This window comes from Clostridiales bacterium (assembly GCA_012512255.1).
GTDB lineage: Bacteria > Bacillota > Clostridia > Christensenellales > DUVY01 > DUVY01.
This window is the reverse complement of the sequence record JAAZDJ010000082.1, coordinates 12,039-36,911: the sequence shown is the minus strand read 5'-3', so window position 1 is coordinate 36,911 and position 24,873 is coordinate 12,039. Positions and strand designations below refer to the sequence as shown.

General features: G+C 42.7%; 27 protein-coding genes. 3 read left to right on the top strand and 24 right to left on the bottom strand.

What is annotated here, in order from left to right; translation table 11 throughout:
• From GX756_04520 to metG, 6 genes are all read right to left on the bottom strand, one after another.
• On the bottom strand, positions 1 to 995 hold a 995-nt coding region (locus tag GX756_04520), incomplete at its 3' end, for a trypsin-like serine protease (GenBank protein NLC17125.1).
• Between the two features lie 250 nt (positions 996 to 1,245).
• The gene (locus GX756_04515) at positions 1,246 to 1,950 is read right to left on the bottom strand and encodes a uracil-DNA glycosylase (protein NLC17124.1); all 705 of its coding nucleotides are present in this window, start codon (positions 1,948 to 1,950) and stop codon (positions 1,246 to 1,248) included.
• Positions 1,951 to 2,117: 167 nt separating this feature from the next.
• The gene (locus GX756_04510) at positions 2,118 to 2,984 is read right to left on the bottom strand and encodes a cation transporter (GenBank protein ID NLC17123.1); all 867 of its coding nucleotides are present in this window, start codon (positions 2,982 to 2,984) and stop codon (positions 2,118 to 2,120) included.
• A gap of 143 nt (positions 2,985 to 3,127) precedes the next feature.
• Positions 3,128 to 3,739 carry a radical SAM protein gene (locus tag GX756_04505; protein NLC17122.1) on the bottom strand — a complete coding sequence of 204 codons (612 nt, stop codon included), beginning with the start codon at positions 3,737 to 3,739 and terminating at the stop codon, positions 3,128 to 3,130.
• Positions 3,740 to 3,791: 52 nt separating this feature from the next.
• Entirely contained in the window at positions 3,792 to 4,565 is a 774-nt protein-coding gene (locus GX756_04500; protein NLC17121.1) for a TatD family hydrolase, read from the bottom strand.
• Positions 4,566 to 4,577: 12 nt separating this feature from the next.
• Positions 4,578 to 6,146: a methionine--tRNA ligase gene (gene metG / locus GX756_04495; GenBank protein ID NLC17120.1), complete on the bottom strand. Its 1,569-nt coding sequence runs from the start codon at positions 6,144 to 6,146 to the stop codon at positions 4,578 to 4,580.
• 141 nt (positions 6,147 to 6,287) lie between these two features.
• On the opposite strand from metG, the gene GX756_04490 reads away from it, so the two are divergent.
• A complete protein-coding gene (locus GX756_04490; GenBank protein ID NLC17119.1) occupies positions 6,288 to 6,872 on the top strand; it encodes a spore maturation protein in 585 nt (194 codons plus the stop codon).
• On the top strand, positions 6,865 to 7,371 hold the full coding sequence (locus tag GX756_04485) for a spore maturation protein (protein ID NLC17118.1): 507 nt from the start codon (positions 6,865 to 6,867) through the stop codon (positions 7,369 to 7,371). The genes GX756_04490 and GX756_04485 overlap by 8 nt, the downstream gene beginning before the upstream one ends.
• Here the strand turns inward: GX756_04485 and rsmI are convergent.
• The 16 genes from rsmI to GX756_04405 all read right to left on the bottom strand — a co-directional run bounded on the left by rsmI (position 7,366) and on the right by GX756_04405 (position 21,228).
• Entirely contained in the window at positions 7,366 to 8,175 is an 810-nt protein-coding gene (rsmI, locus tag GX756_04480) for a 16S rRNA (cytidine(1402)-2'-O)-methyltransferase (protein NLC17117.1), read from the bottom strand. The two genes, GX756_04485 and rsmI, sit on opposite strands and share 6 nt — an antisense overlap.
• Entirely contained in the window at positions 8,172 to 8,942 is a 771-nt protein-coding gene (locus GX756_04475) for a methyltransferase (protein NLC17116.1), read from the bottom strand. Before GX756_04475 ends, rsmI begins: the two co-directional genes overlap by 4 nt.
• Before the next feature lie 73 nt (positions 8,943 to 9,015).
• The gene (locus GX756_04470) at positions 9,016 to 9,186 is read right to left on the bottom strand and encodes a 4Fe-4S binding protein (GenBank protein ID NLC17115.1); all 171 of its coding nucleotides are present in this window, start codon (positions 9,184 to 9,186) and stop codon (positions 9,016 to 9,018) included.
• Between the two features lie 69 nt (positions 9,187 to 9,255).
• A complete protein-coding gene (locus GX756_04465) occupies positions 9,256 to 10,128 on the bottom strand; it encodes a stage 0 sporulation family protein (GenBank protein ID NLC17114.1) in 873 nt (290 codons plus the stop codon).
• On the bottom strand, positions 10,119 to 11,090 hold the full coding sequence (locus tag GX756_04460) for a DNA polymerase III subunit (GenBank protein NLC17113.1): 972 nt from the start codon (positions 11,088 to 11,090) through the stop codon (positions 10,119 to 10,121). Before GX756_04460 ends, GX756_04465 begins: the two co-directional genes overlap by 10 nt.
• A gap of 4 nt (positions 11,091 to 11,094) precedes the next feature.
• The gene (locus GX756_04455; GenBank protein ID NLC17112.1) at positions 11,095 to 11,418 is read right to left on the bottom strand and encodes a hypothetical protein; all 324 of its coding nucleotides are present in this window, start codon (positions 11,416 to 11,418) and stop codon (positions 11,095 to 11,097) included.
• An 81-nt stretch (positions 11,419 to 11,499) separates the two neighbouring features.
• Positions 11,500 to 12,123: a dTMP kinase gene (locus GX756_04450; protein NLC17111.1), complete on the bottom strand. Its 624-nt coding sequence runs from the start codon at positions 12,121 to 12,123 to the stop codon at positions 11,500 to 11,502.
• Between the two features lie 73 nt (positions 12,124 to 12,196).
• Entirely contained in the window at positions 12,197 to 13,480 is a 1,284-nt protein-coding gene (locus GX756_04445; GenBank protein NLC17110.1) for a hypothetical protein, read from the bottom strand.
• A 20-nt stretch (positions 13,481 to 13,500) separates the two neighbouring features.
• Complete coding sequence (locus GX756_04440) at positions 13,501 to 14,352, bottom strand: hypothetical protein (protein ID NLC17109.1); 852 nt, start codon at positions 14,350 to 14,352, stop codon at positions 13,501 to 13,503.
• The gene (gene lysS / locus GX756_04435; protein NLC17108.1) at positions 14,349 to 15,836 is read right to left on the bottom strand and encodes a lysine--tRNA ligase; all 1,488 of its coding nucleotides are present in this window, start codon (positions 15,834 to 15,836) and stop codon (positions 14,349 to 14,351) included. The genes GX756_04440 and lysS overlap by 4 nt, the downstream gene beginning before the upstream one ends.
• A 30-nt stretch (positions 15,837 to 15,866) precedes the next feature.
• A complete protein-coding gene (gene greA, locus GX756_04430) occupies positions 15,867 to 16,331 on the bottom strand; it encodes a transcription elongation factor GreA (protein ID NLC17107.1) in 465 nt (154 codons plus the stop codon).
• A 215-nt stretch (positions 16,332 to 16,546) separates the two neighbouring features.
• On the bottom strand, positions 16,547 to 17,731 hold the full coding sequence (locus GX756_04425) for an aminotransferase class I/II-fold pyridoxal phosphate-dependent enzyme (protein ID NLC17106.1): 1,185 nt from the start codon (positions 17,729 to 17,731) through the stop codon (positions 16,547 to 16,549).
• Positions 17,724 to 18,212 carry an Lrp/AsnC family transcriptional regulator gene (locus GX756_04420; protein ID NLC17105.1) on the bottom strand — a complete coding sequence of 163 codons (489 nt, stop codon included), beginning with the start codon at positions 18,210 to 18,212 and terminating at the stop codon, positions 17,724 to 17,726. Before GX756_04420 ends, GX756_04425 begins: the two co-directional genes overlap by 8 nt.
• Before the next feature lie 97 nt (positions 18,213 to 18,309).
• On the bottom strand, positions 18,310 to 20,229 hold the full coding sequence (locus GX756_04415) for an aconitate hydratase (protein NLC17104.1): 1,920 nt from the start codon (positions 20,227 to 20,229) through the stop codon (positions 18,310 to 18,312).
• A gap of 188 nt (positions 20,230 to 20,417) precedes the next feature.
• On the bottom strand, positions 20,418 to 20,693 hold the full coding sequence (locus tag GX756_04410; protein NLC17103.1) for a hypothetical protein: 276 nt from the start codon (positions 20,691 to 20,693) through the stop codon (positions 20,418 to 20,420).
• A 37-nt stretch (positions 20,694 to 20,730) separates the two neighbouring features.
• The gene (locus GX756_04405) at positions 20,731 to 21,228 is read right to left on the bottom strand and encodes a flavin reductase family protein (protein ID NLC17102.1); all 498 of its coding nucleotides are present in this window, start codon (positions 21,226 to 21,228) and stop codon (positions 20,731 to 20,733) included.
• 150 nt (positions 21,229 to 21,378) lie between these two features.
• Between GX756_04405 and GX756_04400 the strand changes: the two genes are divergently transcribed.
• Positions 21,379 to 21,882 (top strand): QueT transporter family protein, encoded by a 504-nt coding sequence (locus GX756_04400; GenBank protein ID NLC17101.1) that lies wholly within the window; start codon positions 21,379 to 21,381, stop codon positions 21,880 to 21,882.
• Positions 21,883 to 22,019: 137 nt separating this feature from the next.
• On the opposite strand, the gene xylA is transcribed toward GX756_04400, so the two are convergent.
• Together xylA and xylB are read right to left on the bottom strand one after the other, a co-directional pair.
• Complete coding sequence (xylA, locus tag GX756_04395; GenBank protein ID NLC17100.1) at positions 22,020 to 23,333, bottom strand: xylose isomerase; 1,314 nt, start codon at positions 23,331 to 23,333, stop codon at positions 22,020 to 22,022.
• A 1-nt stretch (position 23,334) separates the two neighbouring features.
• A complete protein-coding gene (gene xylB / locus GX756_04390) occupies positions 23,335 to 24,858 on the bottom strand; it encodes a xylulokinase (protein ID NLC17099.1) in 1,524 nt (507 codons plus the stop codon).
• Positions 24,859 to 24,873 lie beyond the last annotated feature (15 nt).

Here is a 24,873-nt window from a genome sequence, read left to right as displayed (position 1 = left end):
TTGTTAAATTGCCCGTCCATTACTACGCTTACATTTTTTAAATTAAGCTTCAAGATATCTCTTTTTCTAGCTACTTCGCCTATGCTTTGGTCATAATTGCCGCTACTGCTTTTTATATAATCCAATATCGCCACGGCCATATTGGACGGCACGGCAAGACCAACATTATCGGCGGGGATATCTATCTTTTGGCCTAGAGTGATTGTTTGCGCCATTACTTTGTAAGTGTTAACGCCTATTACCTCGCCGTTGCCCGACATGTTCAAAAGCACGCCGCCGCTATTGCCCGAATTGATCGCGGCGCTGGTCTGAATCAAATGCTGGATTGTGCCGTCGGCTTTGCTGCCTTCTAATTGAATTTCTTGCACCACTTCGGGAATGCTTATCTCGCCCGAAGTGACGGATAACCCGCCGCCTAACGCGTTTCCTATCGCCACTACCCTTTGGCCGTATCGCAATTGCCTGCTGTTGCCAAACTCCACGACTCTATATTCTACATCCTGTAAATCAATGCCCAATTTTAAAACGGCGATATCAATTTCAGAATCATAACCTAAAACTAGCGCAGGCGTGTCAAAAAAATCGGCTTTGTCAAACAATTTTATATAAATCTTATACCCAAAATTTTCAACCGCCTCAGCTATTACATGATAATTGGTCATTATTATCGGGTTTTTGGCGCCGCCGTTTTCAGCATAATCCGCTATAAAGCCCGTTCCCGAGAATTGACTGCCGCCCCTTTTTACTTCTATCATAACCATAGACGGCAAATTGTTTTGGGCAATAACAACTTCGGCGTCGTCTGTGACTTTATAGTCAATGGCGGTTTTTTGGATTAACCTGCCCGGCACTCTTTCGGGCTCAATAGCTTTATAAATAAAATATGAAATAACTGCGCCCAATAATAAGCTTAATACTAATAAGACAGCTATTAATAAAACGCTGGTTCTTTGTTGTTTGTTATTATTTTTATATTCTTCTTGCGTGTAATACATCTTTTTTATCCTTTGATTATATTAATTTTATTATATTATAAATACTATGCCGCTTTTTTACAAATGAATTAAATTAAATGTGTTTTTTGTCGCGAAATCGCAATAAATATAGCATCTAGTTTTAGCCAAAAAATATTCAAATTTGCGGGCGCTTATGCTCTCAAAAAAAATTTTATGTTTTTTTAAAATTCAAAATAATAAAGGTTTGGTTTTTTTATTTCGCGACGGTTAATAATTGTCTTTTTATATTTTATCTAACCATATAAAGATAATGGTTGTCTTTTATGTCTGATATTTGCCAATTAATCGGCTGTATTCCATGCTCAATTAGGTATTGATTGGTTTTGGAAAAGTGGCGGCAGCCAAAAAAACCGCCGTATGCGGAAAACGGGCTGGGATGGACGGTTTCTAATATGTAATGCTTATCAGCATCTATCAAAACTTTTTTGCTTTTTGCGTTATTGCCCCACAGCAAAAACACGACATTTTGCTTTTGCCGGTTAATTATATTAATGACTTGGTCGGTAAAAATCTCCCAGCCTATGTTTTTGTGGGAGTTTGGCCTGCCCGCCCTTACGGTCAAAACAGTGTTTAACAATAACACCCCTTGCATCGCCCATTCTATCAAGCATCCGTTATCGGGGATTTTCAGCCCTAAATCATCTTTTAATTCCAAAAATATATTTTGCAGCGACGGCGGAATAGGAACATTGGGCTTGACCGAAAAACACATGCCGTGCGCTTGGCCTTCGCCGTGGTAGGGGTCTTGTCCCAATATGACGATTTTTACATCGCCCAAAGATGTGGTCTTTAAGGCGTTGAAAATATCATACATATCGGGATATACCGTATAATGCGTATATTCGTATTTTAAAAACTCTCGTATCTTTTTGTAATAATCTTTTTGAAACTCGTCTTTTAAAATATCGTCCCAATCGTTATTGAACTTGACCACTTTGCAAACACCCTTGCTTTTTAGTTTAGCACAAGCAATTGTTATATGCAAATATATGCTTTTATGGGCATATGGAAAGACCACAACATCAAAAAAATTATATGCTTATTTTAATATATGACGACTTAAACATATGGGCACAAAACTATTATATCATATAAGGTATTTTATTTTGACGGGCTGGTATGCACTTGAACATGCTTGGCGTTAAATTCTTTTTCAATTAAATCGTGGACATTATGGCTTATTTCGTGCGCGCGCTCAAATGAAACATTTTTGTCCACTATTATATCTATGTCCACATACAAACGACTGCCAAACTTGCGGGTTTTTAGGCTTTCTATCGCCAAAATATCGGTCATTTTCATAGCCCGCTCTTTTATTTTGTTTTCAATTTCTTCGCCTACCGAGCTGTCTATCAGCTGTTTCGCGCTGATGACTATGATTTTGATCGCCTCAAACAATATAATGCCCGCGACTATAATGGACGCTATTTGTTCCATAAAATATATGTTAAAATAAGCGAAAATCAAGCCTATCAAAACGGCAATTGAGCTCAACGCGTCCGTGCGGTTGTCTATCGCCGCCGCTTTTATCGCTTGGGAATGGTGTTTTTTGCTGGCCCTTATGCTTATTTGATAAAGACCTTCTTTCATAAAAATAGAAATGATCATAATAATTATTGAAACATTGAGATACTTTATCGGCTCGGGCGGCAAGATAAGCCCCTTTATTGAATTTGCCAAAAAGCCGACCGCCGTGATAATCAATACAAAAGCGATGACAATGCTGATTACAAACTCTATCCTTTCATGACCGTATGGATGGTGCTTGTCGCTTTTTTCCGAGCTAAAACCTACCGCTATCATTGAAATAACGGTAGTGCCTATATCCGATAAACTATGGACGCCGTCCGCCATTACCGCCGCGCTCAAGGCGAAAACGCCCGTAATGATTTTCATTATCGCGAGCAAAGCGTTGACGACCAAAGATATTATATTGATTTTTTGAAGGGCTTTTATTCTCGCGTCCATTTTTTTTGTTTTCTTATTTGAAATTGACTTATTATATCATATTAATATATCTATAATCAATGTTAATTACAAAAAAAGCGCATAAGTAAGCCCAAACTAATTTAGTTAGTTTGGGCTAATTTGTTTTTTTATATTTGTTTTTTTTATTGCTTTTTATCTATATAGCTTCTTATATCCAATTTAATGCCAAGACTTTGGGCCAGCTGTTTGCATTTGTTTATGTCTTCTTCTTTTAAAACATCCACGACGGTAAGCCTTGTGTCTATCCCCGCGTTTTTGCAGGCCTTGGCAAAGTCTAGCATTGCGTAAAAACCTTGCTCGCCAAACACGCTAAGGCAAATTTTGTCATACTCCCGCGCGTTGTAATGATTAAGGCTTATGCTGACCTTGTCTATATTGCCTTTTAGCTTAGGGACGATGTCGTAATTATTAATAAGGTTGCCCTGACCGTTGGTGTCCAGCCTTACTTTTGCGCCGCGCGATTTTAGATATTGGGCGATTTCCACAAGCTGTTCTATCCGAAAAGTAGGCTCGCCGTAGCCGCAAATCACTACCTCGGGATATTTGGACAAATCTTTTTGCTCAAGCAAGGCTATAATTTCTTGGGCTTCGGGCTCTTTTTCAAGCCATAGATTATATCCGTTAACTTCGTCTAGATTATTTCTTATGCAGAACGAACATCTATTGCTGCACCTGTTGGTCAAATTTATATATAACTTTTGTCCGTATTCGTAAATATAATTATTCTTATTCATCTTTAAATATTTTTTTTCGCAGTATTTTTTCGCCGTTTGGCCTCAAAAAAATTTATTTCATCTTCTTAAAAAAATCATATGCGTTTTGGGCGGTGATTTGTTCTACTTGCTCTGCGGCGATATTTTTCCATTCGGCTATCTTTTCGGCCACATATTTTATATGCTTTGGCTCGTTAATCTTGCCTCTGTGCGGCATGGGCGTTAAGTAAGGGCAATCCGTTTCCAAAACCACTTTATCAAGCGGGATATTGGTTATTACCTCGTAAGCCAAATGGTTGTTTTTATATGTTATCGCTCCGCCAAAAGAAAGATAAAACCCGCGTTTTAATATCTCTTGGGCAAAATACAAGTCGCCCGTATAACAATGCACCAAAATGCCGTTTTTGGTAAATTCTTGGTTGTCGTCCAAAATCTTAAGCGTGTCGTCATATGCTTCGCGGCTATGGACGATAACGGGCAAGCCCAAGATATGCGCCATTTCCAGTTGATACAAAAAAGCGGATTTTTGGGCGTATTTGGGCGAAAAATTGTAATGGTAATCAAGCCCTATTTCGCCTATGGCCACCAATTTCTCTTGATCGGCAAAAGATTGATAAAACTTTAAGTCGTCCTTGACAAAATCTTTGGCGTTATGGGGATGCGTTCCTACGGAAAAATATACTATATCAAACTCAGAAGCTATCTTGCAGGCCTTGCTGGACGATTGCTTGTCGTAGCTTGCGCAAATTATTCGGCCCACATTATGCCGCGGCAAGTCTTGGATTATATCTTTATAGTTATCTTTATATCTAGGGTCGTTAAGATGGGCATGGGTATCTATAAGCATTTTAAATCGCCTTTAACACAGCTTGGAAAGCTCTTCCAGTTCTTTTTCTAGTTTAAGCCTTGGGAACAATATTTCGCCTTTTTTGACCTTGCAGCCCGCTAATTTTTTGGGGAATTGTCCGGCGCTCTCAAGCGCGGTCAAATCCTCGTCGTTAACTCCCAACTGCTCAAATATTTTGTCCGGGGTCTTAATCAAAAAAGGCCTCAATAACACGGCAACCGTCCTTATGCACTCGCAAAGATTATAAATTACCGTCTTTAGCTTGCCCTTTTTGTCGGGGTCTTTTGCCAAAACCCACGGCAGCGTTTGGTCTATATATTTGTTGGCGCGCTCTGTCAATAAGATAATTTCTTCCAAGGCTTTATTGATCTGAATCTTTTCCAACAAATCGGTTACCTTGCTGTAAATATTTTTTACTGCATTGGCAAAGTCTTGGTCTATTTCGTCTTCTATCTCAGGAGACGGTATCGCGCCGTCAAAATATTGCTCGGTCATCGCGATAGTGCGGCTTACCAAATTGCCCAAAGTGTTGACAAGGTCGGTATTTATCTTTTTGATAAAAGCCTCATTGGTGTATGCGCCGTCCGTTCCGTCCGCGGGCAACGCCGTCAAAAGATAATACCTGACAGCGTCAAGCCCGTACCTGTCCACCAAAATAAAAGGGTCAACCACATTGCCTTTGGACTTGGACATTTTGTCGCCGCCAAGCATAATCCAGCCGTGAGCGAAGGCTTTTTTGGGCAAGGGCAGCTCAAGCGCCATCAAAATCGCCGGCCATATAATAGTGTGAAACCTTATGATTTCTTTCCCCATCATATGCAAATCGGCGGGCCAATAGGTCTCAAAATCGCTCTCATCATCCGATGTATAGCCCAGCGCCGTGATATAATTGGATAGCGCGTCTATCCAAACATAAATCACATGGTCGCTGTCAAAAGGCACTTTTACGCCCCAATCAAAGCTCGTGCGGGAAACCGACAAATCAGCGAGCCCGGGCTTTATAAAGTTATTGACCATTTCATTGACTCGGGACTTGGGCTCTAAAAACTCAGTTTTGGTCAAAAGCTCTTCCACCCTGTCTTGATACTTGGACAGCCTGAAAAAGTAGCTGTCTTCTTTGGTCAATTTTACTTCGCGCCCGCAATCGGGACACTTGCCGTCTTTTAACTGGGTTTGCGTCCAATACGACTCGCAAGGCGTGCAATACCATCCTTCATAGGACGATTTGTAAATATCGCCCTTTTCATACAGCTTGCTAAATATCTTTTGCACCGCCGCCTTGTGCTCGTCGTCGGTTGTTCTTATAAATTTGGTATAGCTTATGTCCAAAAGCTTCCATAATTTTTTGATATCGCTAACTAGCCCGTCAACAAACTCTTTGGGCTCTATATTATGCTGGCGCGCGCGTTCTTGTATCTTTTGCCCGTGTTCATCCGTGCCGGTTAGATAATAAACATCATAGCCTTGAAGGCGCTTAAATCTCGCGAGCGCGTCGCAACAAACGGTAGTATAACAATGTCCCAAATGCCAATTGCCGCTGGGATAATAAATCGGCGTGGTTATATAATATTTTTTGCTCATGATAAAACCTTTTTTAAATTAATTTTCTTTTAATTATATATCTTTTGGATTTTTTTGTAAAATATTACCGCCAAGGTCAAACCAAACATTATGCTTTTTTTGGTTTTCATATCAAGACAAGCTTGGTCATATTATATTACAATGAACAAAATTTGGTCGGTATTGATGCTTATAGGCGTTGTCGCCATGTTTTTTGCAAAGCCCCAAGACACTTTGGAAGGGATGATTGACGCCGTAAACAACGCTTTGAAGCTGTCTTTTTCGCTTATGGCGCTATACGCGATTTGGCTGGGCATTCTCAATATCTTAGAACAAACAGGCTTTAACAAAAAGTTGTCGGTAGGGCTAAGGCCTATGATATATTTCCTATTCGGCAGGGTTTCGGATACCACAGCCCAATATATCAGCATGAATATCGCCGCCAATTTGCTCGGAATGGGCAACGCCGCGACGCCTATGGGCATTAAGGCAATTAACAGCATGGACGACCATAGCGGCGTCGCCACCGATGCTATGATTATGCTGTTTGTAATTAACGCTTCGTCTATACAAATATTGCCGACCACGATAATTTCTTTAAGGGCGGCTTTAAAAAGCGCAAGCCCCGCGGATATAATATTGCCCACTATTATCACATCGTTTTTATCGACTTTAAGCGCCGTGTTATTGGTAAAAATCATTATCAAAATCAAAAACCGCAAAAAAAGGCGCCAAAAATATGACTGATTATATTTTGCCCGCTATATTTTTTATATTATTTTTGATAGTAACTTTCAAAAACATCCCCGCTTACGATTATTTTACTGAGGGCGCAAAAGGCGCTGTAAATCTGGGGATTGGTATTTTCCCTTATATAGCGGCCATTATGATTGCTGTCAACCTTTTGAGGCTAAGCGGCGTTACGGATTATTTGGCTAGCGTCCTGTCGCCTGTTTTTAATTTTCTGGGGATACCGAACGAACTCGCCGAATTGACCTTGCTAAGACCTTTCAGCGGCTCGGGCAGTCTGGCGCTTCTTAACGACATTATGACCAAGCACGGACCCGACAGCTACGCCTCAAGAGCGGCCTGCGTGATGATGGGCTCGTCCGAGACCGTTTTTTACGTCGCCGGGGTTTATTTCGCCTCCAGCAAGGTGCGTAAACTAAGGTTTGCCGTGCCTGTCGCGCTTTTGTCAAGCTTGATAAGCGTTTTGGCGGGGTGTTTTTTGGTCAGGTTTTTATAATTTTATGGCAATTTGGTAAATTTCGTTTTTGGTTAAATTCCGCTCGGACGCCACTTTCTTGATAGCGTCTTTTTTTGGTTCGCCTTGGTCCAAATAATATCTTAAATGCTCCTCAATTGATAATTCCAATAACGGATTTTCTGGGGGGCTGCCCTCCATTACCAAAACATACTCGCCTTTGGGCTCTATTTTTTGATAATCTTCAAGGTTTATAAACACAATCTCCTCAAACATCTTGGTCATCTCTTTGATAACAGCTATTTTGCGGCTGCCCAAATTTTCATACAAAAATCGCAAGTCGTCTTGAATATTATGCGGGGCGGAAAACAAAATCATAGGTATGGGCAAATACGCGTATAGCTGCAATATTTTTTGCCTTTCTTTGTTTTTCTCGGGCAAAAAACCGATAAAGATAAAGCCATTTTCGCACATGCCGCTAAGCGCCGCCGCGTTGATTACGGCGCTTGGTCCGCTTATTACAAGCACTTGGATATTATTTTGGTGGCAAGCGCTAACAAGCCTTGCGCCCGGGTCGGATATGGTAGGCATGCCCGCGTCCGTAATAAGCGCTATGTCGCGACCTGCGTTTAGTTGGTTGATTATATCGGGAATACTCTTGGCTTCGGAAAACTTGTGATAGCTTTTGATCGGCGTGCTGATTTCAAAATGCCTTAGGAGTTTTTTGCTATGCGTTGTGTCCTCGCACAAAATAAAATCAACGCTTTTTAATGTCTCTATGGCTCTTGGGCTCATTTCGCTTAGGTTGCCTATAGGGGTCGCCGTAACATATAGTTTGCCTTTCATTTTTCAATCCTGCCGTAAATTTGTTTTAGCTCGGGCGTCTCTTGCCCGTTTTGGTCGTATAAGACCAAATTTTCTTCCACGATAAGTCCCGCGTTGCCGTAAGAATGCGCCTCTATCATGACAAGGTTAGGCCTTAGGCCTGTTTTGCCCTGGACAAATCTCAGCCTTTTGGGCTCAAATTTGTGTTTATGAAAATAAAGAAATATTTCGCTTAGCCTCTCTACCTGATGAATTAGATAAAACCTTCCGCCATATTTGACCAAATCGGCGGCGCTTTTTATTACCTCTTCTAGATTTACCTTTATCTCGTGGCGGCATATGGCGATTTCCAAATCCTGATTTTTTTCGCCGTCGCCTTGGCGCGTATAGGGCGGATTGCAAATAACGGCGTCCATAGTATGCTTGCCCAATACTTTATAAGCGGTCTGCATGGGAATATTATGGACTTTTATCTTATGCCCCAAATTGTTTAGATCGACGCTAAGCTGGCTCATCTTGGCCAAATATTCTTGAATCTCTACGGCGTGGACCAAAGAAGCGTTGTATTTGCCCGCCAACAAAATAGAAATTATGCCGCTGCCGCTGCCCAAGTCGGCAAAAACCTCGTTCTTTTTGACGCGGGCAAAATTGGCCAATATCACCGCATCCGAAGTGAAGCAATATTTATCTTTGTGCTGGTAAATTCTCAGTTCGTTGACTTGCAAGTCGTCAAGCCTTAGGTCTTTTATATTAATATCCATAGGTTTATTATAGCTTAAATTTTCCATATAAACAAAAAAATCTCTCCTAAAGTTTTTTAAGAGAGATTTTTAGCGCTTTAGTCTAAACTAAAATTTTAGCTTAGTCGGCCGAAATAGCTCCTACGGGGCAAACTTCCGCGCAACTGCCGCAGTCAATGCAAGTTTCCCCGTCTATGATATATTGGGTTTCGCCTTCGTAAATAGCTTCAACCGGGCACTCTGAAACGCAGCTGCCGCAAGAAATACACTCTTCGCTGATTTTGTATGCCATAATTATTGCTCCTTATTTTTATATAATAAAATTATATAAGCTTTGTATAAAAATTTCAACCCCTTTTTGTCAATCAATAAGGCTTTGTATGCTCTCGTCTATGATTACTTCTTGGTCCAGTTCTTCGGCCAAAGTTTCCTTCGCTGTGATATCTTCCAGCTTAAAGTCCATAATCTCATAATCGTCTTTTACCAAAACTTTGACTTTGACAATTTCTTTTATCATATTGTTATAGACCACAATTCCCGGGCCTTGAGGGGTAATGACCTCGCTGTTTATTTTGGGCATGCGCTGGGCAGTTTCCAGATAATGCTCGTTTTCGTATTCCAAACAGCACATCAGCCTGCCGCAAAGCCCGCTTATCTTGGACGGGTTTAAAGACAGCCCTTGGTTTTTTGCCATTTTGATATTGACTTTGCTATATTCGGACAGATGCGCCACGCAGCAGCATTCCCGACCGCAAGGGCCGAGGCCGCCTACCATCTTGCACTCGTCGCGCACGCCTATTTGCCTTAACTCTATGCGGATTTTGAAGGCATAAGCCAAATCCTTGACAAGCTCCCTAAAATCCACCCTTCCGTCCGCGGTAAAATAAAAGATTATCTTATTGCCGTCAAATGTGTATTCCACATCAATCAACTTCATTTCCAAATTGTGCTTTTTGATTTTTTCTTCGGCGATTTTGAGAGCTTCTGGGATTTTTGCTTCTTGTTCTTTTAGTTTTTGTATATCTTCTTCAGTCGCCTTTCTTAAGATGGGCTTTAGGGGCTGGACAATCTTGCTCTCGTCAACTTCGCGCGGGGTTATCACGATTGTGCCGTATTCAATGCCGCGCGCAGTTTCAACTATAACGCCGTCGCCCTCGTTAAGTTCTAGATTTTCGGGCGAGAAATAATATATTTTATTGGTCTTTTTAAATTTAACTCCTGCTATTATTGGCATAATGCCTTAACCTCCAGATAAGAAAACAACAATTCGTCTATCACGGAAACCAGATTGCCGCTGTAAAATAACCGCTGCCGCATGCGGACAATCAAGTCAAGTATTTGCGTCGCCGCTTTTAATGATATACTTGAAGCCGCAACCATTATATCATTAATCCTGTTTTTGCACAACACCAAATCTATATCCGCGCACTGAATTACCATAATATCCCTGATGGCGATATAAAACAATTCCAAAAATTCTTTTAGGCGGTTTTTGTGCCTTTCCACTTTCTGATAGTAATCCAAAATATCGGCGCTTTTTTGCATGTTGTTGATAATCTCAAACGCCAAGTCATACATCGCCCTGTATTCGTCGTCGTTTAGATATTTGACGGCGGTATCCAGCCTTCCGCCGCTGATTGAGGCGGCTATAAACGCATCGTCTTGGTCAAACTGGGCGCTTAGCTGATTTTGGATATCTATCGCGCTGAATTTTTCAAAATAAAAAACCTGCGAGCGGGACAAAACGGTGGGCAAGACCATAGACGCGTCAGCCGCGAACATTAAGAACACGACGCCTTTTTGGGGCTCTTCCAAAGTTTTAAGAAGCTTGTTTTGGGCGGGTATGTTCATATCTTGCAGGTCATAGATGACAAATACGTTTTTATCGGCGCTGTAAGGCTTTAGGGCGCTTTGCCCTATTATTTTGGCGATATCTTCTACCGTAATTTTGCCCTCGTAATAATGGATGTCCGTATGCGTCTTGGAAATTACTTTTTGGCAAGAAGGGCATCCCCCGCAAGGGCTGATGCCTTGGGCGCAAAAAATACGCGCAAGCAAAAACGCGCTTAAATTATGTTTTACCTCGTTATCGTCGGTAATTATTAGATAACTATGGGATAGATTATCAAGCTTTAGGTCGTTGTCTATTGTTTTATAAACTCGCGTTTTTTGGAATAGATTTTGATATTTTATCATTTATTCAAACTTTGATTATTTTTTCGGTTTCAACAACAAAGATCGTCGCTCCTCCGACAACTATTTCCTTGCTGTCGTTTTCAATCGCGCTGCGGTATTCGCGGATTACTTTGCTGGTGTCGTATTTGTGCTGTTTGCAAGTGTTTTTGATTATTTCTATCGCTTGGTCGGCTCTTTCGGATTGAGTCCCTATCAGCAACGTGTTTGTGCCGACTTTCAAAAAACCGCCCGTTGAGGACATCTTGGTAACCGAAAAACCGCCTTTTAAAAGCGATTTGATTAATAATTTGGCGTCGCTTTTGTTGACAACAGCGATAATCAATTTCATTATTTTCCCTCTTATAAGCTTTTTTGGACAATCATATTATACACCAAACCAAAACGCCAAATCAATCCCAAAAATATTCGCCTAAAAAACGCCCCTATCCATAAGCGCCTTTATTATTAAGGCTGATGTTTGCTCTTTTTCGCCCGAGGCGTCTATGCTGATTATGCGGTCTTTGTATTGTTCTTTTAGGTTTAAAAACCCTTGATAAACTTTTTGGTGAAAGCTAAGGGCTTCGTTTTCCATACGGTCGCGCGCGTCCCGGCCGCCCTTCCTTAAAAAAGCGATATGGGGCGAAACATCCAAAAAAATAGTCGCATCGGGCCAGCAATTGGGCGTGGTAAGCTCAAAAATCGCCTTGACAAAGTCAACGCCCAAGCCCCTCGCATAACCCTGATAGGCTAGCGTAGAATCTATAAACCTGTCGCAGACCACAAATTTGCCCGCCTTTAAAGACGGCAAAATTAGCCCTTGCACATGCTCCACTCTGGAAGCGGTATACAGCAATAGCTCGGTAACGCCCGACATCTTAGACAGGCTTGTGTCCAAAATAAGCTCGCGGATTTTTTCGGCTTCAGGCGTGCCGCCGGGCTCGCGGGTATCCACCGCCTCAATATTGCGGCTTTTTAAATATTGCAGCAAAAGCCTTTTTTGCGTGGACTTGCCGCTGCCGTCGCAGCCCTCTATTGTGATAAATTTTGCTTTCATTTGTTTTCCAAGAAAAATTTTTTAAGAAAACTGGGCAAGCATACTCTTTTTTAAAATTTTAACATAAAATCTATTATTTTAACACCAAAATCTTGCCGTTGTTAAGCCCGAAGGTGTTATTGGACGACAATACCTCAATAATCTCTTTTGTGATAATCTCGCCTCTTGTTATTACGGGCAAGCAAGGCGGAAAAAGCCCCGCCTCTACCGCGCTTATCCTGCCCTCGCTTTCGTTAAGACGCACATATTCGGCGTCTTTAATAGCCGCGTCAATAAAGCTTAGGGCTCTTGCCGGCTTAATAGAAACCCTTTGGCTATAATCGTAAGGAGGAAGGTCTTTGGCTTTTTCAAACAGATCTTGCAAAGCCAAACCTAATTTTTTTACGGTCTCTTCGGTGTCCACAATTGAGATTATAAAGACTATATATCTTTGGTTGCCGAATTCGCAATAGACATTATGATATCTTTGCAAAAACTTGTTAGCTTGAGCGCCGTTTATGTTATAAGGCTTTAGGTCAATGACTATGCGCGTAAAATCGTCGTTTGGCATTCTAAAAGGTAAATAACGCTCTATAGCCTTTTTTAAGGTGTTATAATGCTCGGCGTTGTCCATTAAATATTCGGTAGCGTATTCAAGTCCCGCCCAAAACAAAAACGACGGGCTCGTGGTCATACTTAACGACAAAATACGCCTTACCGCGCTTTCTAATTTTTCGTTGTTGACATTCAAATACGCCGTTTGGGTAAAAGCGGGCAACGTTTTGTGGGCGCTCAAAACGCACGCATCGGCGTATTGCGTGGCGTTGGGCGGCAATTCTGCCACAGCGCCAAAATGCGCGCCGTGCGCCGCGTCCACCAAAAGATACCTGTCGCCTATAATCTCTTTGATTGCCTTTAAGTCCGTGTTAATGCCGTAATAATTGGGCGCGGTCAAAAAAACCGCCTTTACATCGGGATTGGCTAGAAGCGCTTTTTCTATTAATTTGGGGCTAAGGGGCAAAGCGATATCGTCTTTTATTTCGTTTTCTATTATCAAAGGCTCTACGCCCGACAGCAAGCATCCGTTAAAAATTGACTTATGCGAAGCCCTAGCCACAATTATCCTGCCCTTAGACAGAGCCGAAATCAATGTTATTATGCCGCTTGTGGCGCCGCTTATAAGATAATGGGAGTATTTCGCCTCATAATATTGCGCGGTTTTTCTTTCGGCCGCGGCAAGATAAGAAGTGGCACTGCCGTAATCTATCAAGTCCAATTCGGTAATGTCGTACGCGTCCAATAATCCTTTGTGTCCGGGGGTGTGAAATCTTGCGGGATTTTTTTGGGCGTATTGCCTTAGCAACTCATAAATGTTCATTTGTAAAAAATCCTTTTGGTCTATAATGCGTAAGCTTCTTTGTTTTCTTTGAGGAATATAATGGCGTCCCAAGCATGTTTTAACTCAATGGATTGCGTTTGCGCGTTAAACACGCCCTTGTTGCCGCCGCCTGCAGATCGGGAAAGGTTAGGATTAATAACGCCCATATAATATTTTATATATTCGCCTGTGGGCTGTCCGTCTTGGATAATTTCTTCATAGTCCAATAAAATATCGTGCCCTAAAGCGTTGAGCTCTATGCCAAATTTTTTGTCAAAGATGTGGTCGGGCGCTTCAAGCTCTTCATACTCTTGCTCTAGTTTGTCTTTTTGGGCTTGGTCAAACACATAATACGCCGAAAAATCGCCGCTGTTAAGATAAGGGCTTATCGCGATTTGCTCGCCGCCTTCCTTTACGACAAAGCCGTCAAAGACGCTGCCCTTTATTTGTCTTTGGTCTGAGACAAAATCATACTCAAAATCAAAACTCACAAGCCTGCCGCTTGCCGCAAGATACCTAAAAGCGTCTTCTTGGGCGATCACAAGGTCGTATGTGGCAAAGGAGGTCGCTAAAATAGCGTGAATGGTGTTTTGGTCGTAATAATTATGATAAATAAAATTAACTTCTTTTATAGTGTCGTCGCCCAAGCTGTTGAGATACTTAATAAAATCGGTTTCAAATTCTTGCGCTTTTTCGTCGGAAAACGGGACGGTAACAAAAATATCAAGTTTTTGGTAGTCTTTGGCTTTATCCAGAACGGAATAAATAAAAACCCATAAAAATATAGCGGCTAAAATGAACAAAATATATTTAAACCAATCATATTCCAAATGGTTATTAAGTCTTTCCTTGGTGATTTTGTTATCCATCATTCTTTTTTGGGTTTCATTGTCGGAAATAAAATAACATCCCTTATTGACGGGCTGTCGGTCAAAAGCATAACAAGCCTGTCTATTCCTATGCCCAATCCGCCCGTGGGCGGCATTCCGTATTCAAGCGCCGTCACAAAATCCTCGTCGTTCATATGCGCTTCCTCATCGCCTTCTATTCTCTTTTGGGCTTGTTCCAAAAACCTTGTTCTTTGGTCTATAGGGTCGTTAAGCTCGCTGTAAGCGTTGGCCATTTCCCTGCCGCAAATAAACAGCTCAAACCGCTCGGTTAGTCTTGGATCAGTCGGCTTTTTCTTGGCAAGAGGCGACACTTCTACGGGATAATCAATAATAAATACAGGCTGTATAAGGCAAGCCTCTACCAGCTGGTCAAAAGCGTCATACAGCAAGCCGCCCCAAGTATCGGCTTCGGTTTGGACGCCTTTGGCTTGGACCTCTTGGTTTAATTTTTTTATATCGTCGGTTTTGGAAAAATCAATTCCGACATATTCTTTTACGGCGTCAATCATGGACAGCCTTCTAAACGGCGTCGCAAGATTGATTTGCTCGCCGTTGTAAGTTATTGTTTTGTCAAAACCCAGCTTGTCCAAAACATAGCTATATATATTTTCTGTCAACGCCATCATATCGTTGTAATCTTTATACGCGGCATATAATTCAACCATGGTAAACTCGGGATTGTGCTTGACGCTCATGCCTTCGTTGCGAAACATCCTGCCAAGCTCGTATACCTTTTCTAACCCGCCCACGATTAGCCTTTTTAGATATAGTTCGGGCGCGATGCGCATATACATCTTAAGCCCCAGCGTGTTGTGGTAAGTCTCAAAAGGCCGCGCGTTAGCCCCGCCCACTATTGTGTTTAGTATGGGCGTTTCCACTTCCAAAAATCCTTCTAAGTCCAGATACTGCCTGATTGCCGTAATTATCTTGCTTCTTGTCACGAACGCCTCTTTGACTTCCGGATTGGCAATCAAGTCCAAATATCTTTGGCGGTAACGAAGGTCGGTATCCCTAAGCCCGTGATATTTCTCGGGCAAGGGCAATAGGGACTTGCTCAGAAGCTCTATCTTTTCGGCATGGACGCTTATTTCGCCTTTTTGGGTCTTAAACACTTTTCCGCAAACGCCCAAAATATCGCCTATGTCCCATTTTTTGAACTCGTTATAGTCAATATCGGGCGTATCGGCACGGATATAGATTTGGATTTTGCCCAAATTGTCCTGCAAATGCGCAAAGCTTGCCTTGCCCATAATCCGTCTAGTAATCATACGGCCGGCAACCTTGACCTCTTGGCCTTCAAGCTCTTCAAAACGCTTGATAATATCCAAAGAATAATGCGTCTTGTCAAACCGCGTTTTCTCAAAGGGGTTTTTTCCCTCTTTGATAAGCGCCTGCAGCTTTTCCTTTCTTTGTAGATAAATCTCGTTTTGGTCTTGGGTTGCTTGCGTTTGTAGATCGTTTGACATACTATATCCTTTTATATCCTTTAACCTAGATTAACTGATTTTCAAAATCTTAAACTTGATTTTTCCCGAGGGCACGGTAACTTCCACTATATCGTTTTTCTTATGGCCCAAAAGCGCTTTGCCCACGGGCGATTCTTTGCTCAACTTGTTTTGGTCGGGGTCGCTCTCAACAGTGCCGACTATCTTATAAGTAAAAGTCTCGTTCGTATCCATGTCCAAAATCTTCACCGTGCTGCCTACGCCCACGGTGTCAATATCGTGCTTTCCGTCTTCAATGACAATGGCTGTGCGAAGTTTGGCCTCAATTTCAAAAATTTCCCCCTCAATCATCGCTTGCTCTTCTTTTGCGGCGTCATATTCCGCGTTTTCGCTGATATCGCCGAATTCTCTGGCCTCTTTGATGCGCTCGGCGACTTCGCGTCTTGCGACATTTTTCAAATAGCTTAATCTCTCTTCAAGCTTTTTCTTGCCTTCGGCGGTAATTTCTTGCGGCATGTTTTAAGCTCCTTTACATCCAAATAATAGTGTTATTTAATTGAATTATTATATATTATGCTTTGGGTAAAGTCAATCTTATCTAAGACACCCTTAATTTTTTGTATTTTGCTTCTTGTGTTTGTTAACTTGACTAAAATACTATAAAAATATGCATACAGCGCCTTATCCAAAAGCCGATACATAATTATATGCCTAAAAGAACGCAAAATGTATTACTTTTTATGTTCTTGGACAAATTCTTCTATGCGGTTTAGGGCTTCGTTAAGGCTTTTTAGCGCCGTAGCGTAACAAGCTCTTACATGATATTTGCCGAACTCGCCGAAAACAGACCCCGGAATCACGGCTACCTGTTTTTCTTCCAATAATCTTTGGGCGAATTCGTCCCCATCCATTCCCGTAATCTCCACATTAGGGAATGAATAAAACGCGCCGCGCGGCTCAAAGCATTTTAGGCCCATTTGATTAAATCTATGTATAATAAATCTCCGTCTTTTGTCGTAATCTTGTTTCATTGACAAAATGTCCGACCAATTGTCCGCCGCGCCGTTTTTTAGCGCCGTAACCGCCGCGTATTGAGAAAACGTGGGCGCGCACATTATTGTGTATTGGTGTATTTTTATAATGTGCTTAATAGCCTCTTTGGGCGCGGCCAAAAATCCCAATCTCCAGCCTGTCATTGCAAAAGCTTTGGAAAAGCCGTTGATAACCAGCGTCCTTTCTCTCATTCCGTTCAAAGAAGCGATGCTGACATGCTCCGCGCCGTAAGTCAAAAAGCTATATATTTCGTCCGAGATAACTATCAAGTCATGCTCTAAAATAATAGGGATTATTTTTTTGAGGTCGTCCTTATTCATAAAAGCGCCCGTGGGGTTATTGGGATACGGAATGATTATGGCTTTGGTTTTGGGGGTTAGGGCGTTTAGGATATTTTGGGGCGTGAGTTTAAAGTCGTCTTTTAGTTCGGTTTTGACGGACACAGGCACGCCGTCGCACAATGTCACGCACGGATGATAGGACACATAGGACGGCTCGGGTATCAATACCTCGTCGCCCGGCGAGACAACGGCCCTTAGCGCCAAATCTATGGCTTCGCTCGCGCCCACGGTAACCATAATTTCGTCCGCGGGATTGTATTTTAGCCCATAAAAGCTATCCAAATACGCTGATATTTGCTCCCTTAGCTCAAGCAAACCCCAATTGGAAGTGTATTGGGTATAGCCTTTTTGGATGCTCTTGATAGCGGCGTCTCTTATTGTCCACGGCGTGATAAAATCGGGCTCGCCCACGCCTAAAGATATCGCGTTGGGATATTCGTTGATTAGGTCAAAAAACTTTCTTATTCCGCTTGAACGAAGTTTTTTGACCCTTGTGCTTAATCGGCTTTCAAAATCAAACATAGACAGGCAGCCTCTTGTTTAAGTGTCCGTTCAAAAGCACGCCGCCGTCTTTGTATTTTTTGAGGATAAAATGCGTGGCCGTGCTTATGACTCTTTCCAAAGTGGATAGTTTTTGGGATACAAACATGGCTACTTCTTTTAAGGTTTTGCCTTCTACTATAACGGCCAAGTCATAAGCCCCGCTCACAAGATACAAGCTTTTGACTTCTTCAAATTGATAAATTTCCTCGGCAATGGCGTCAAAGCCGCGATTGTGCTGGGGGCTGACTTTGACTTCTATAAACGCTTCAACCAAGTCTTTGCCCATTTTTTCCTCATTAATAATAGCGGTATATTTCACTATAATGCCCTTTGTCTCAAGCTCTTTTATGGTGTCTTTTACCTTTTGTTCTTCCACGCCCAGCATGACGGCTATTTCTTTGGGCGTATGTCTTGCGTCGTCCGTAAGAATTTTTAAAATTTCTCGTTCTAACTTGGTCATTTTATTTTCTCCTTTGCTTTTTTTTAAAAAAGCTCTTTTTGGGATTTTTTGCCTTATCAATATTTTATAATCCGATACGCTTTTTGGTGATTGTTTTTTATAGGTTTTTGACGCTGTTTAACAGTCCGCCCGCGACCAGAATTTTCTTGGCGCGCTCGCTTATATTAAGCGCGGCCTTTATAATTTTGTTTTTGGTAATGTTTTTTACCGCGACCTTGCCGCTTAAAACCTGCTGGGGCGCGTTTTCTATGACTAACTCGTCGTCTTGCGACAAGTCTTTATAATCCTGCGGGTCTATTATCTCCAAAGGCAAGATGCCGTTGTTGATTAGGTTATCCCTATGGATTCTGGCAAACGACAAAGCCAAAACGCCCTTTATCCCCAAATACAAAGGGACCAGGGCGGCATGCTCTCGGGAAGAGCCTTGACCGTAGTTGTTGCCCGCTACCAAAAATCCGTTGCCTTCTTTTTTGGCTCTTTGGGGAAATTCGCTGTCTATGGGCGTAAGGCAATAATCGGACAAATACGGTATATTGGACCTAAACGGCAAGAGCTTGGCGTCCGAGGGCATAATATGGTCCGTGGTTATGTTGTCTTCCATTTTCAGCAATACTTTGCCCGATACAATGTCGGCAAGTTTGGCGTTAACAGGAAAAGGCTTGATGTTAGGGCCTCTTACTATCTCAATATCGGGAAAATCTTCGGGCTTAAGTATTAGGTTGTCGTTTATCAAAAACTTTTCGGGCATTTCTATTTTTATGGTTTCATTAAAATAATCCTTGGGCGACACAAAATGCCCGTGTAGCGCGGTCAAAGCCGCGGTCTCAGCGCTTACCAAATAAACTTGGGCGGTCTTTGTTCCGCTTCGCCCGTAAAAGTTTCTGTTAAAGGTGCGCGCCGATACGGCGTTGGTCTTGGGCGCTTGTCCCATTCCTATGCACGGCCCGCAAGCGCTTTCCAATATTCTGGCGCCCGCGTTTATCATATCATACAACGCGCCGTTTTGCGCCAGCATGCTCAAAACCTGCTTGCTGCCCGGGCTTATGGTAAGGCTGATATGGGGCGCTATTGTTTTGCCCTTTAGGATTGCCGCCACTCTCATCAAATCCAAATATGAAGAGTTGGTGCAGCTGCCTATGCATACTTGGTCAACCTTGATGTCCTTTAGCTCGCTGACCTTTTTTATGTTATCGGGCGAATGCGGGCAAGCCGCCAAGGGCTCCAGCTTGGACAAATCTATCACAATCTTATGGTCGTAATGCGCGCCCTCGTCGGCTTTTAGCTCTACAAAATCTTGTCCCCTGCCTTGCGCGGTCAAAAAGCGCTTGGTTATATGGTCGGACGGGAATATGCTAGTGGTCGCGCCCAACTCCGCGCCCATATTGGTTATTGTGGCGCGCTCGGGCACGCTCAAAGTCTGCACACCCTCGCCGCTGTATTCTATAATCTTGCCCACTCCGCCTTTTACGCTTAAAATCCTCAATACTTCTAGGATTACATCTTTGGCGGATGTGTTATTGACAAGCTGGCCTTTAAGCTCAATATTAATAATTTCGGGCATTAAAAGGTGATAGGCGCCGCCGCCCATCGCCACGGCCACATCCAAGCCGCCCGCGCCTATGGCAAGCATGCCTATGCCGCCCGCCGTGGGCGTGTGCGAATCCGAGCCCAAAAGCGTCATTCCTGGAACGGCAAAGCGCTCTAGGTGGACCTGATGGCAAATGCCGTTGCCGGGTTTGGAAACATACACTCCGTGGGACAGCGCCACGCTTGTTATATAGGCATGGTCGTCGGCGTTTTCAAAACCTGTTTGCAATGTATTGTGGTCGATATACGCGACTGACCTTTTGGTCTTTACCTTGTCAATGCCCATGGCCTCAAGCTGCAAATACGCCATAGTGCCCGTTGAGTCCTGAGTAAGCGTTTGGTCTATTTTGATGGCGATTTCCTCGCCGAACTTCATCTGTCCTTCAACCAAATGGGATTCTATTATTTTGTAAGCAAGACTTTTTTTCATGGGTTTTTCCTTATTGTTTTACTTATTTATTTTTGCATTATTTTAACATACAGCGCAAAAAAAGTAAACGCATAAATATTTATACGCCGAAATATAATTTTATAACTAAAAACCGCTAAGACTTTTGAAAAAAACTTAAATTACTAAAATCAATTTATAATTTTTAAAAAACTCTAAAGCCTTAAAAATTAATTATTTTGGCCGTCTTCTTTGCAAAACTCCAAAACCAATCTGTCAAAATCTATCGGCTCAACAAAATCTTCTTTGGTAAAATGGGTGTTGTTAAAAGACGCGAAATGGTTAACATGCTTTGATAAAATCACAGGCGTGGGAATGTCAAGCTCGTTGCAAATCTTAGACACATAATCAAAAAAGTCGCCCTTTTTAAATTTTTGCCCAAAATTTATGATGGCGTTTTTTTGAAGTTTGTCTTCTTTCAGCGTCCTGACCCATATGGAAAACATAATAACATCCTTAAATAAAAAATTTTCTTAAAAACAATTAAATAGTCTCATATGCCGCTACAATCTCGCTAAAAAACATAGTATGGAAATTTTTGCTCTCATAGAATTGGCTTTTGATATTTTGGTCAATCAAATTAAAGCCCTCCATGCCGCCCTTATACAAAACTTTGCATTCCAAATGCAGACCGCAATCAGCCACAATATATGTGTCTATTAATTTCGCGCGCGTGGGATGCAGGTGCAATTCTTTGAACTTGTCGGTATTGCGTCCCGTGATTTGACTGCACCTAAGCAAAGCGTCCGAAAGGTCTTTTCGGGGAACGGATATGGCGAATTCATGGTATTTTTCTATCAAGTCATAAGTGTATCTCGTGTATCTTACGGGCGTGATTATCACGGGCTTGTTCCAAATATAGCCTATCGCGCCCCATCCCAAAGTCATTAAATTAGGCGGGTTGTTGCCCGATGCCAAGAACACGCCCATTCGCTCCATAACCCTTAGCGTTTCAATTATATGCTTTTCGCTTATTGCCATTGCTTGCCGCCTTTTTTTGTGTATTATATCATAAAATACCTATTATATGTTTATTATAATTATGATTTTTAAAAAAAATAATATTTTAACGATAACGTCAAAGCGCGAAAAATATTGTCATAACCGAAAAAATTTAGTAAACTTTGATTAATGAAAAAAATTGTGACCATCCAAATAGTCAGGGGCGCGATAATCGCCGCTTTATACGCGGGGCTTACTATTTTGCTCCAGCCGATATCATACGGCCCTATTCAGTTCAGGGTCTCGGAGGCCCTTACCATATTGCCGTTGTTTTTTGTGGAGGCGATACCGGGGCTGGCTGTGGGTTGTTTTTTGGCAAACGCATATATGTACGGGCCTATTGATATGATTTTGGGCTCTTTGGCGACTTTGGTTGCCGCTATTTTGACAAGATATTCCAAAAAAATTTGGCTGGGCGTTGTCCCGCCTGTCGTTATAAACGCTTTTACAGTCCCTATAATACTTTTGTTGGTCGGCGAAGAGATTGGTTATTGGCTTTGCGTGGCGACCGTGCTGGCGGGTCAAGCGGGCGCGGTCATAGGGATAGGCGTCCCGCTATATTTCGCTTTGAGGCCTTTGGTAAAAAGAGGCATCTTAAAAACGCCCGAATTTTATTCGCAAAACAATAAATAACGCTTTATGGCGTATAATTTTTGAGGATTGGGCAATAATCAAATTGCTCATCATTTTCCCCCTTATAATATGCAAAAGGACAGCGTTTTTTTGATGTTGGCTGTCCTTTTTGCTTTGGTTTTTTTTCTTTAGTTTTTTTATGAAAACAGTATTTGGTTGATGACGCTCTCAAGATATTCTTGGCCGCCGCTTTCTACTTTAATCTCGTCCAAAGTCAAAGCGATTTCGGCAAGCTCTTTTAAGCTGGTTTTGCCTTCCACTATCTTTTTGCCTATGCCTGTCGTAAAACTTTGGTATCTTTGGGCGACAAAACTATCTATGCGCCCGTCCGATATGATTTTGTCCGCGGCGATAAGCCCTATAGCGAAGGCGTCCATGCCCGCTATATGCGAGATAAATATGTCTTTGAATGTGTTGGAACTTCTGCGCGCCTTTGCGTCAAAGTTAAGCCCGCCTTTGGTAAAGCCGCCTGCCGAGAGGACTTCATACATACAAAGAGTAGTTTGATATACATCCGTGGGGAATTGGTCGGTGTCCCAGCCCAGCAAAGCGTCGCCTTGGTTGGCGTCAATAGAGCCGAACATTTTGTTGTCTATGGCCATCCTTAACTCGTGCTGAAAAGTATGTCCCGCCAAGGTCGCGTGGTTGGCTTCTATGTTTAGCTTAAAATAGTTGTCAAGCCCGTAAGATTTCAAAAATCCAATGACGGTGGCGGCGTCAAAATCATATTGGTGTTTTGTGGGCTCTTTCGGCTTGGGCTCTATATAAAAATCGCCCTCAAAGCCTATGCTCTTGGCGTAATCCACGGCCATTCGCAAAAACCTGGCCAAATTGTCAAGCTCCAGTTTCATATTGGTGTTGAGCAAGGTTTCATAGCCTTCCCTTCCGCCCCAAAAGACATAGCCGTCGCCCGACAGCTCCATAGTGGCGTCCAGCGCCTCTTTGACTTGGGCGGCCGCGTAACAAAACACATCTGCCGAAGGCGAAGTCGCCGCGCCGTTCATATATCGGGGATGTTCAAACAGCTTTGCCGTGCCCCATAATAATTTTTTGTTATAATCTTGCTGAAGCTGTTTTAGCAATTTGACTATTTCCTTTAGGTTTTTGTTGGTTTCAGCCAAGGTGTCGCCTTCGGGCGCTACATCGCGATCATGAAAACAATAAAAGTCAATATCTAATTTGTCCAAAATCTCAAACGCGGCGTATGCTTTTAGCTTGGCTATTTCCATAGGATTAGTCCCGCCAAAACTTTTGTCCATGGAAGCAGCGCCAAACATATCTATCCCTTGGCCGCACAGCGTATGCCAATAACTCATGGCAAATTTCAAATGCTCGCGCATTGTCTTGCCCCTTACCACCCTGTCGGGCTCATAAAACTTAAAACTCAAAGGGTTTTTGCTGTCTTTGCCCTCGTATTTGATTTTGGGGATGTCTTTAAAAAATTCTCTCATATCAAACAACCTCGCTTAAAATTTTAAATCTATGTTTTAAATCGCCATACAATGATTGGTAAACCTGATAATATTGGTCGTATATTTGGGAAGCTGCCATGTCAGGGGTCGTTTTGTTTTCAAGTTTTAATATGCTTTCGCAGGCGGTTTTGACATCTCTATATAACCCCGTTCCTACGCCTGACAAAATGGCAGCGCCCAAACATCCGCCTGCGTCTTGCTGCAAGGTATAAACATCGCGCTTAAAATTGTCGGCGAGCATTTGCCGCCAATACGCGCTCTTAGCGCCGCCGCCGCCCGCCACGATGTATTCGGGCTTGACGCCCATGTCAATCAATATATTAAGACAATCTCTTTGGCTATAAGTTATGCCTTCTACGACCGCCCGCGCAAAATGCGCCTTGGTATGAATCGCGCTTATGCCAAAAAACACGCCTCGCGCATTCGTGTCCAGATGCGGCGTGCGCTCGCCCATCAAATAAGGCAAAAAAATAAGATTGTCCGCGCCTATCTTGATTTTTTGGACTTGGTCCATAATAATGTCGTATATATTAAGATTTTGTTCCGCAGCTTGTTTTGCCTCGGCTTGATAAAAATTATCCTTAAACCATTTTAGGCTTAAGCCCGCGCCTTGCGTCACGCCCATAACATGCCATTGCCCTTCCACAGCGTGACAAAAAGTATGCACTCTGCCCAATTTGTCAATCAACGGCTCTTGGGTGTGCGCAAATACCACGCCGCTAGACCCCAAAGTATCCGATACTTTGCCTTGTTCTATAATCCCGTTGCCCACGGCGCTTGCCGCCTGATCGCCCGCGCCGCCCGCCACGGGCGTGCCTTTATAAAGCCCTGTCTCTTCTGCCGCTTGGGCGTTAACATAGCCGCTTATGTATGAGCTTTCATAAACCTCGGGCAAAATCTTGGCGTCAATCCTTAAAATTTCGCAAAGCTCGCCCGACCATGTCCTCTTGGGCACATCCAAAAGCTGCATGCCGCTTGCGTCGCTTACCTCGGTGGCCAAAACGCCCGTCAATTTGAACCTGATATAGTCTTTGGGCAATAATATATGCGCGCATTGGCTGTAAATATCGGGCTCGTTGTCTTTGACCCATAATAATTTTGCGGCCGTGAACGCGGGCATGGCGGGATTTGCCGTAATTTCTATAATCTTGTCGCCGCATTTTTCGGCTATTTTTTTGGCTTGCAAGTCGCTTCGGCCGTCGCACCAAATTATAGAGTTCCTTAACAGGTTTTTTGAACTGTCCAGCATAACAAGCCCGTGCATCTGCCCCGAAAGCCCTATTCCCGCGATATCTTGCGGGTTTATCTTGCTTTGGTTAAGCGCGTCTCTTATGCCCAAAACTGTCGCGTTCCACCATTGGAGCGGGTCTTGCTCCGCCCAGCCGTTTCTGGGCTGTATAAGCTCATATCCGAACAGCGACGAAGCCACAATTTCGCCAAACTGGTCAAACAAAACGGTCTTTGTCCCGCTTGTGCCTATGTCAATGCCTATAAGATATTTCATTGCTTTTTCCCCGCT

Bases quoted from the DNA above. Each gene is read 5' to 3' on its own strand.
- metG (NLC17120.1), bottom strand. From the start codon at position 6,146: ATGAGCAAAAAATATTATATAACCACGCCGATTTATTATCCCAGCGGC.
- xylB (NLC17099.1), bottom strand. From the start codon at position 24,858: ATGAAATATCTTATAGGCATTGACATAGGCACAAGCGGGACAAAGACC.
- GX756_04505 (NLC17122.1), bottom strand. From the start codon at position 3,739: ATGAATAAGAATAATTATATTTACGAATACGGACAAAAGTTATATATA.
- GX756_04410 (NLC17103.1), bottom strand. From the start codon at position 20,693: ATGTTTTCCATATGGGTCAGGACGCTGAAAGAAGACAAACTTCAAAAA.
- greA (NLC17107.1), bottom strand. From the start codon at position 16,331: ATGCCGCAAGAAATTACCGCCGAAGGCAAGAAAAAGCTTGAAGAGAGA.
- GX756_04500 (NLC17121.1), bottom strand. From the start codon at position 4,565: ATGCTTATAGATACCCATGCCCATCTTAACGACCCTAGATATAAAGAT.
- GX756_04405 (NLC17102.1), bottom strand. From the start codon at position 21,228: ATGGCAATAAGCGAAAAGCATATAATTGAAACGCTAAGGGTTATGGAG.
- GX756_04490 (NLC17119.1), top strand. From the start codon at position 6,288: ATGAACAAAATTTGGTCGGTATTGATGCTTATAGGCGTTGTCGCCATG.
- GX756_04455 (NLC17112.1), bottom strand. From the start codon at position 11,418: ATGAAATTGATTATCGCTGTTGTCAACAAAAGCGACGCCAAATTATTA.
- xylA (NLC17100.1), bottom strand. From the start codon at position 23,333: ATGAGAGAATTTTTTAAAGACATCCCCAAAATCAAATACGAGGGCAAA.
- GX756_04420 (NLC17105.1), bottom strand. From the start codon at position 18,212: ATGACCAAGTTAGAACGAGAAATTTTAAAAATTCTTACGGACGACGCA.
- GX756_04415 (NLC17104.1), bottom strand. From the start codon at position 20,229: ATGAAAAAAAGTCTTGCTTACAAAATAATAGAATCCCATTTGGTTGAA.
- GX756_04510 (NLC17123.1), bottom strand. From the start codon at position 2,984: ATGGACGCGAGAATAAAAGCCCTTCAAAAAATCAATATAATATCTTTG.
- GX756_04465 (NLC17114.1), bottom strand. From the start codon at position 10,128: ATGCCAATAATAGCAGGAGTTAAATTTAAAAAGACCAATAAAATATAT.
- GX756_04475 (NLC17116.1), bottom strand. From the start codon at position 8,942: ATGGAAAATTTAAGCTATAATAAACCTATGGATATTAATATAAAAGAC.
- lysS (NLC17108.1), bottom strand. From the start codon at position 15,836: ATGTCAAACGATCTACAAACGCAAGCAACCCAAGACCAAAACGAGATT.
- GX756_04470 (NLC17115.1), bottom strand. From the start codon at position 9,186: ATGGCATACAAAATCAGCGAAGAGTGTATTTCTTGCGGCAGCTGCGTT.
- GX756_04445 (NLC17110.1), bottom strand. From the start codon at position 13,480: ATGAACATTTATGAGTTGCTAAGGCAATACGCCCAAAAAAATCCCGCA.
- GX756_04400 (NLC17101.1), top strand. From the start codon at position 21,379: ATGAAAAAAATTGTGACCATCCAAATAGTCAGGGGCGCGATAATCGCC.
- GX756_04425 (NLC17106.1), bottom strand. From the start codon at position 17,731: ATGTTTGATTTTGAAAGCCGATTAAGCACAAGGGTCAAAAAACTTCGT.
- GX756_04460 (NLC17113.1), bottom strand. From the start codon at position 11,090: ATGATAAAATATCAAAATCTATTCCAAAAAACGCGAGTTTATAAAACA.
- GX756_04450 (NLC17111.1), bottom strand. From the start codon at position 12,123: ATGAAAGCAAAATTTATCACAATAGAGGGCTGCGACGGCAGCGGCAAG.
- GX756_04440 (NLC17109.1), bottom strand. From the start codon at position 14,352: ATGATGGATAACAAAATCACCAAGGAAAGACTTAATAACCATTTGGAA.
- GX756_04485 (NLC17118.1), top strand. From the start codon at position 6,865: ATGACTGATTATATTTTGCCCGCTATATTTTTTATATTATTTTTGATA.
- rsmI (NLC17117.1), bottom strand. From the start codon at position 8,175: ATGAAAGGCAAACTATATGTTACGGCGACCCCTATAGGCAACCTAAGC.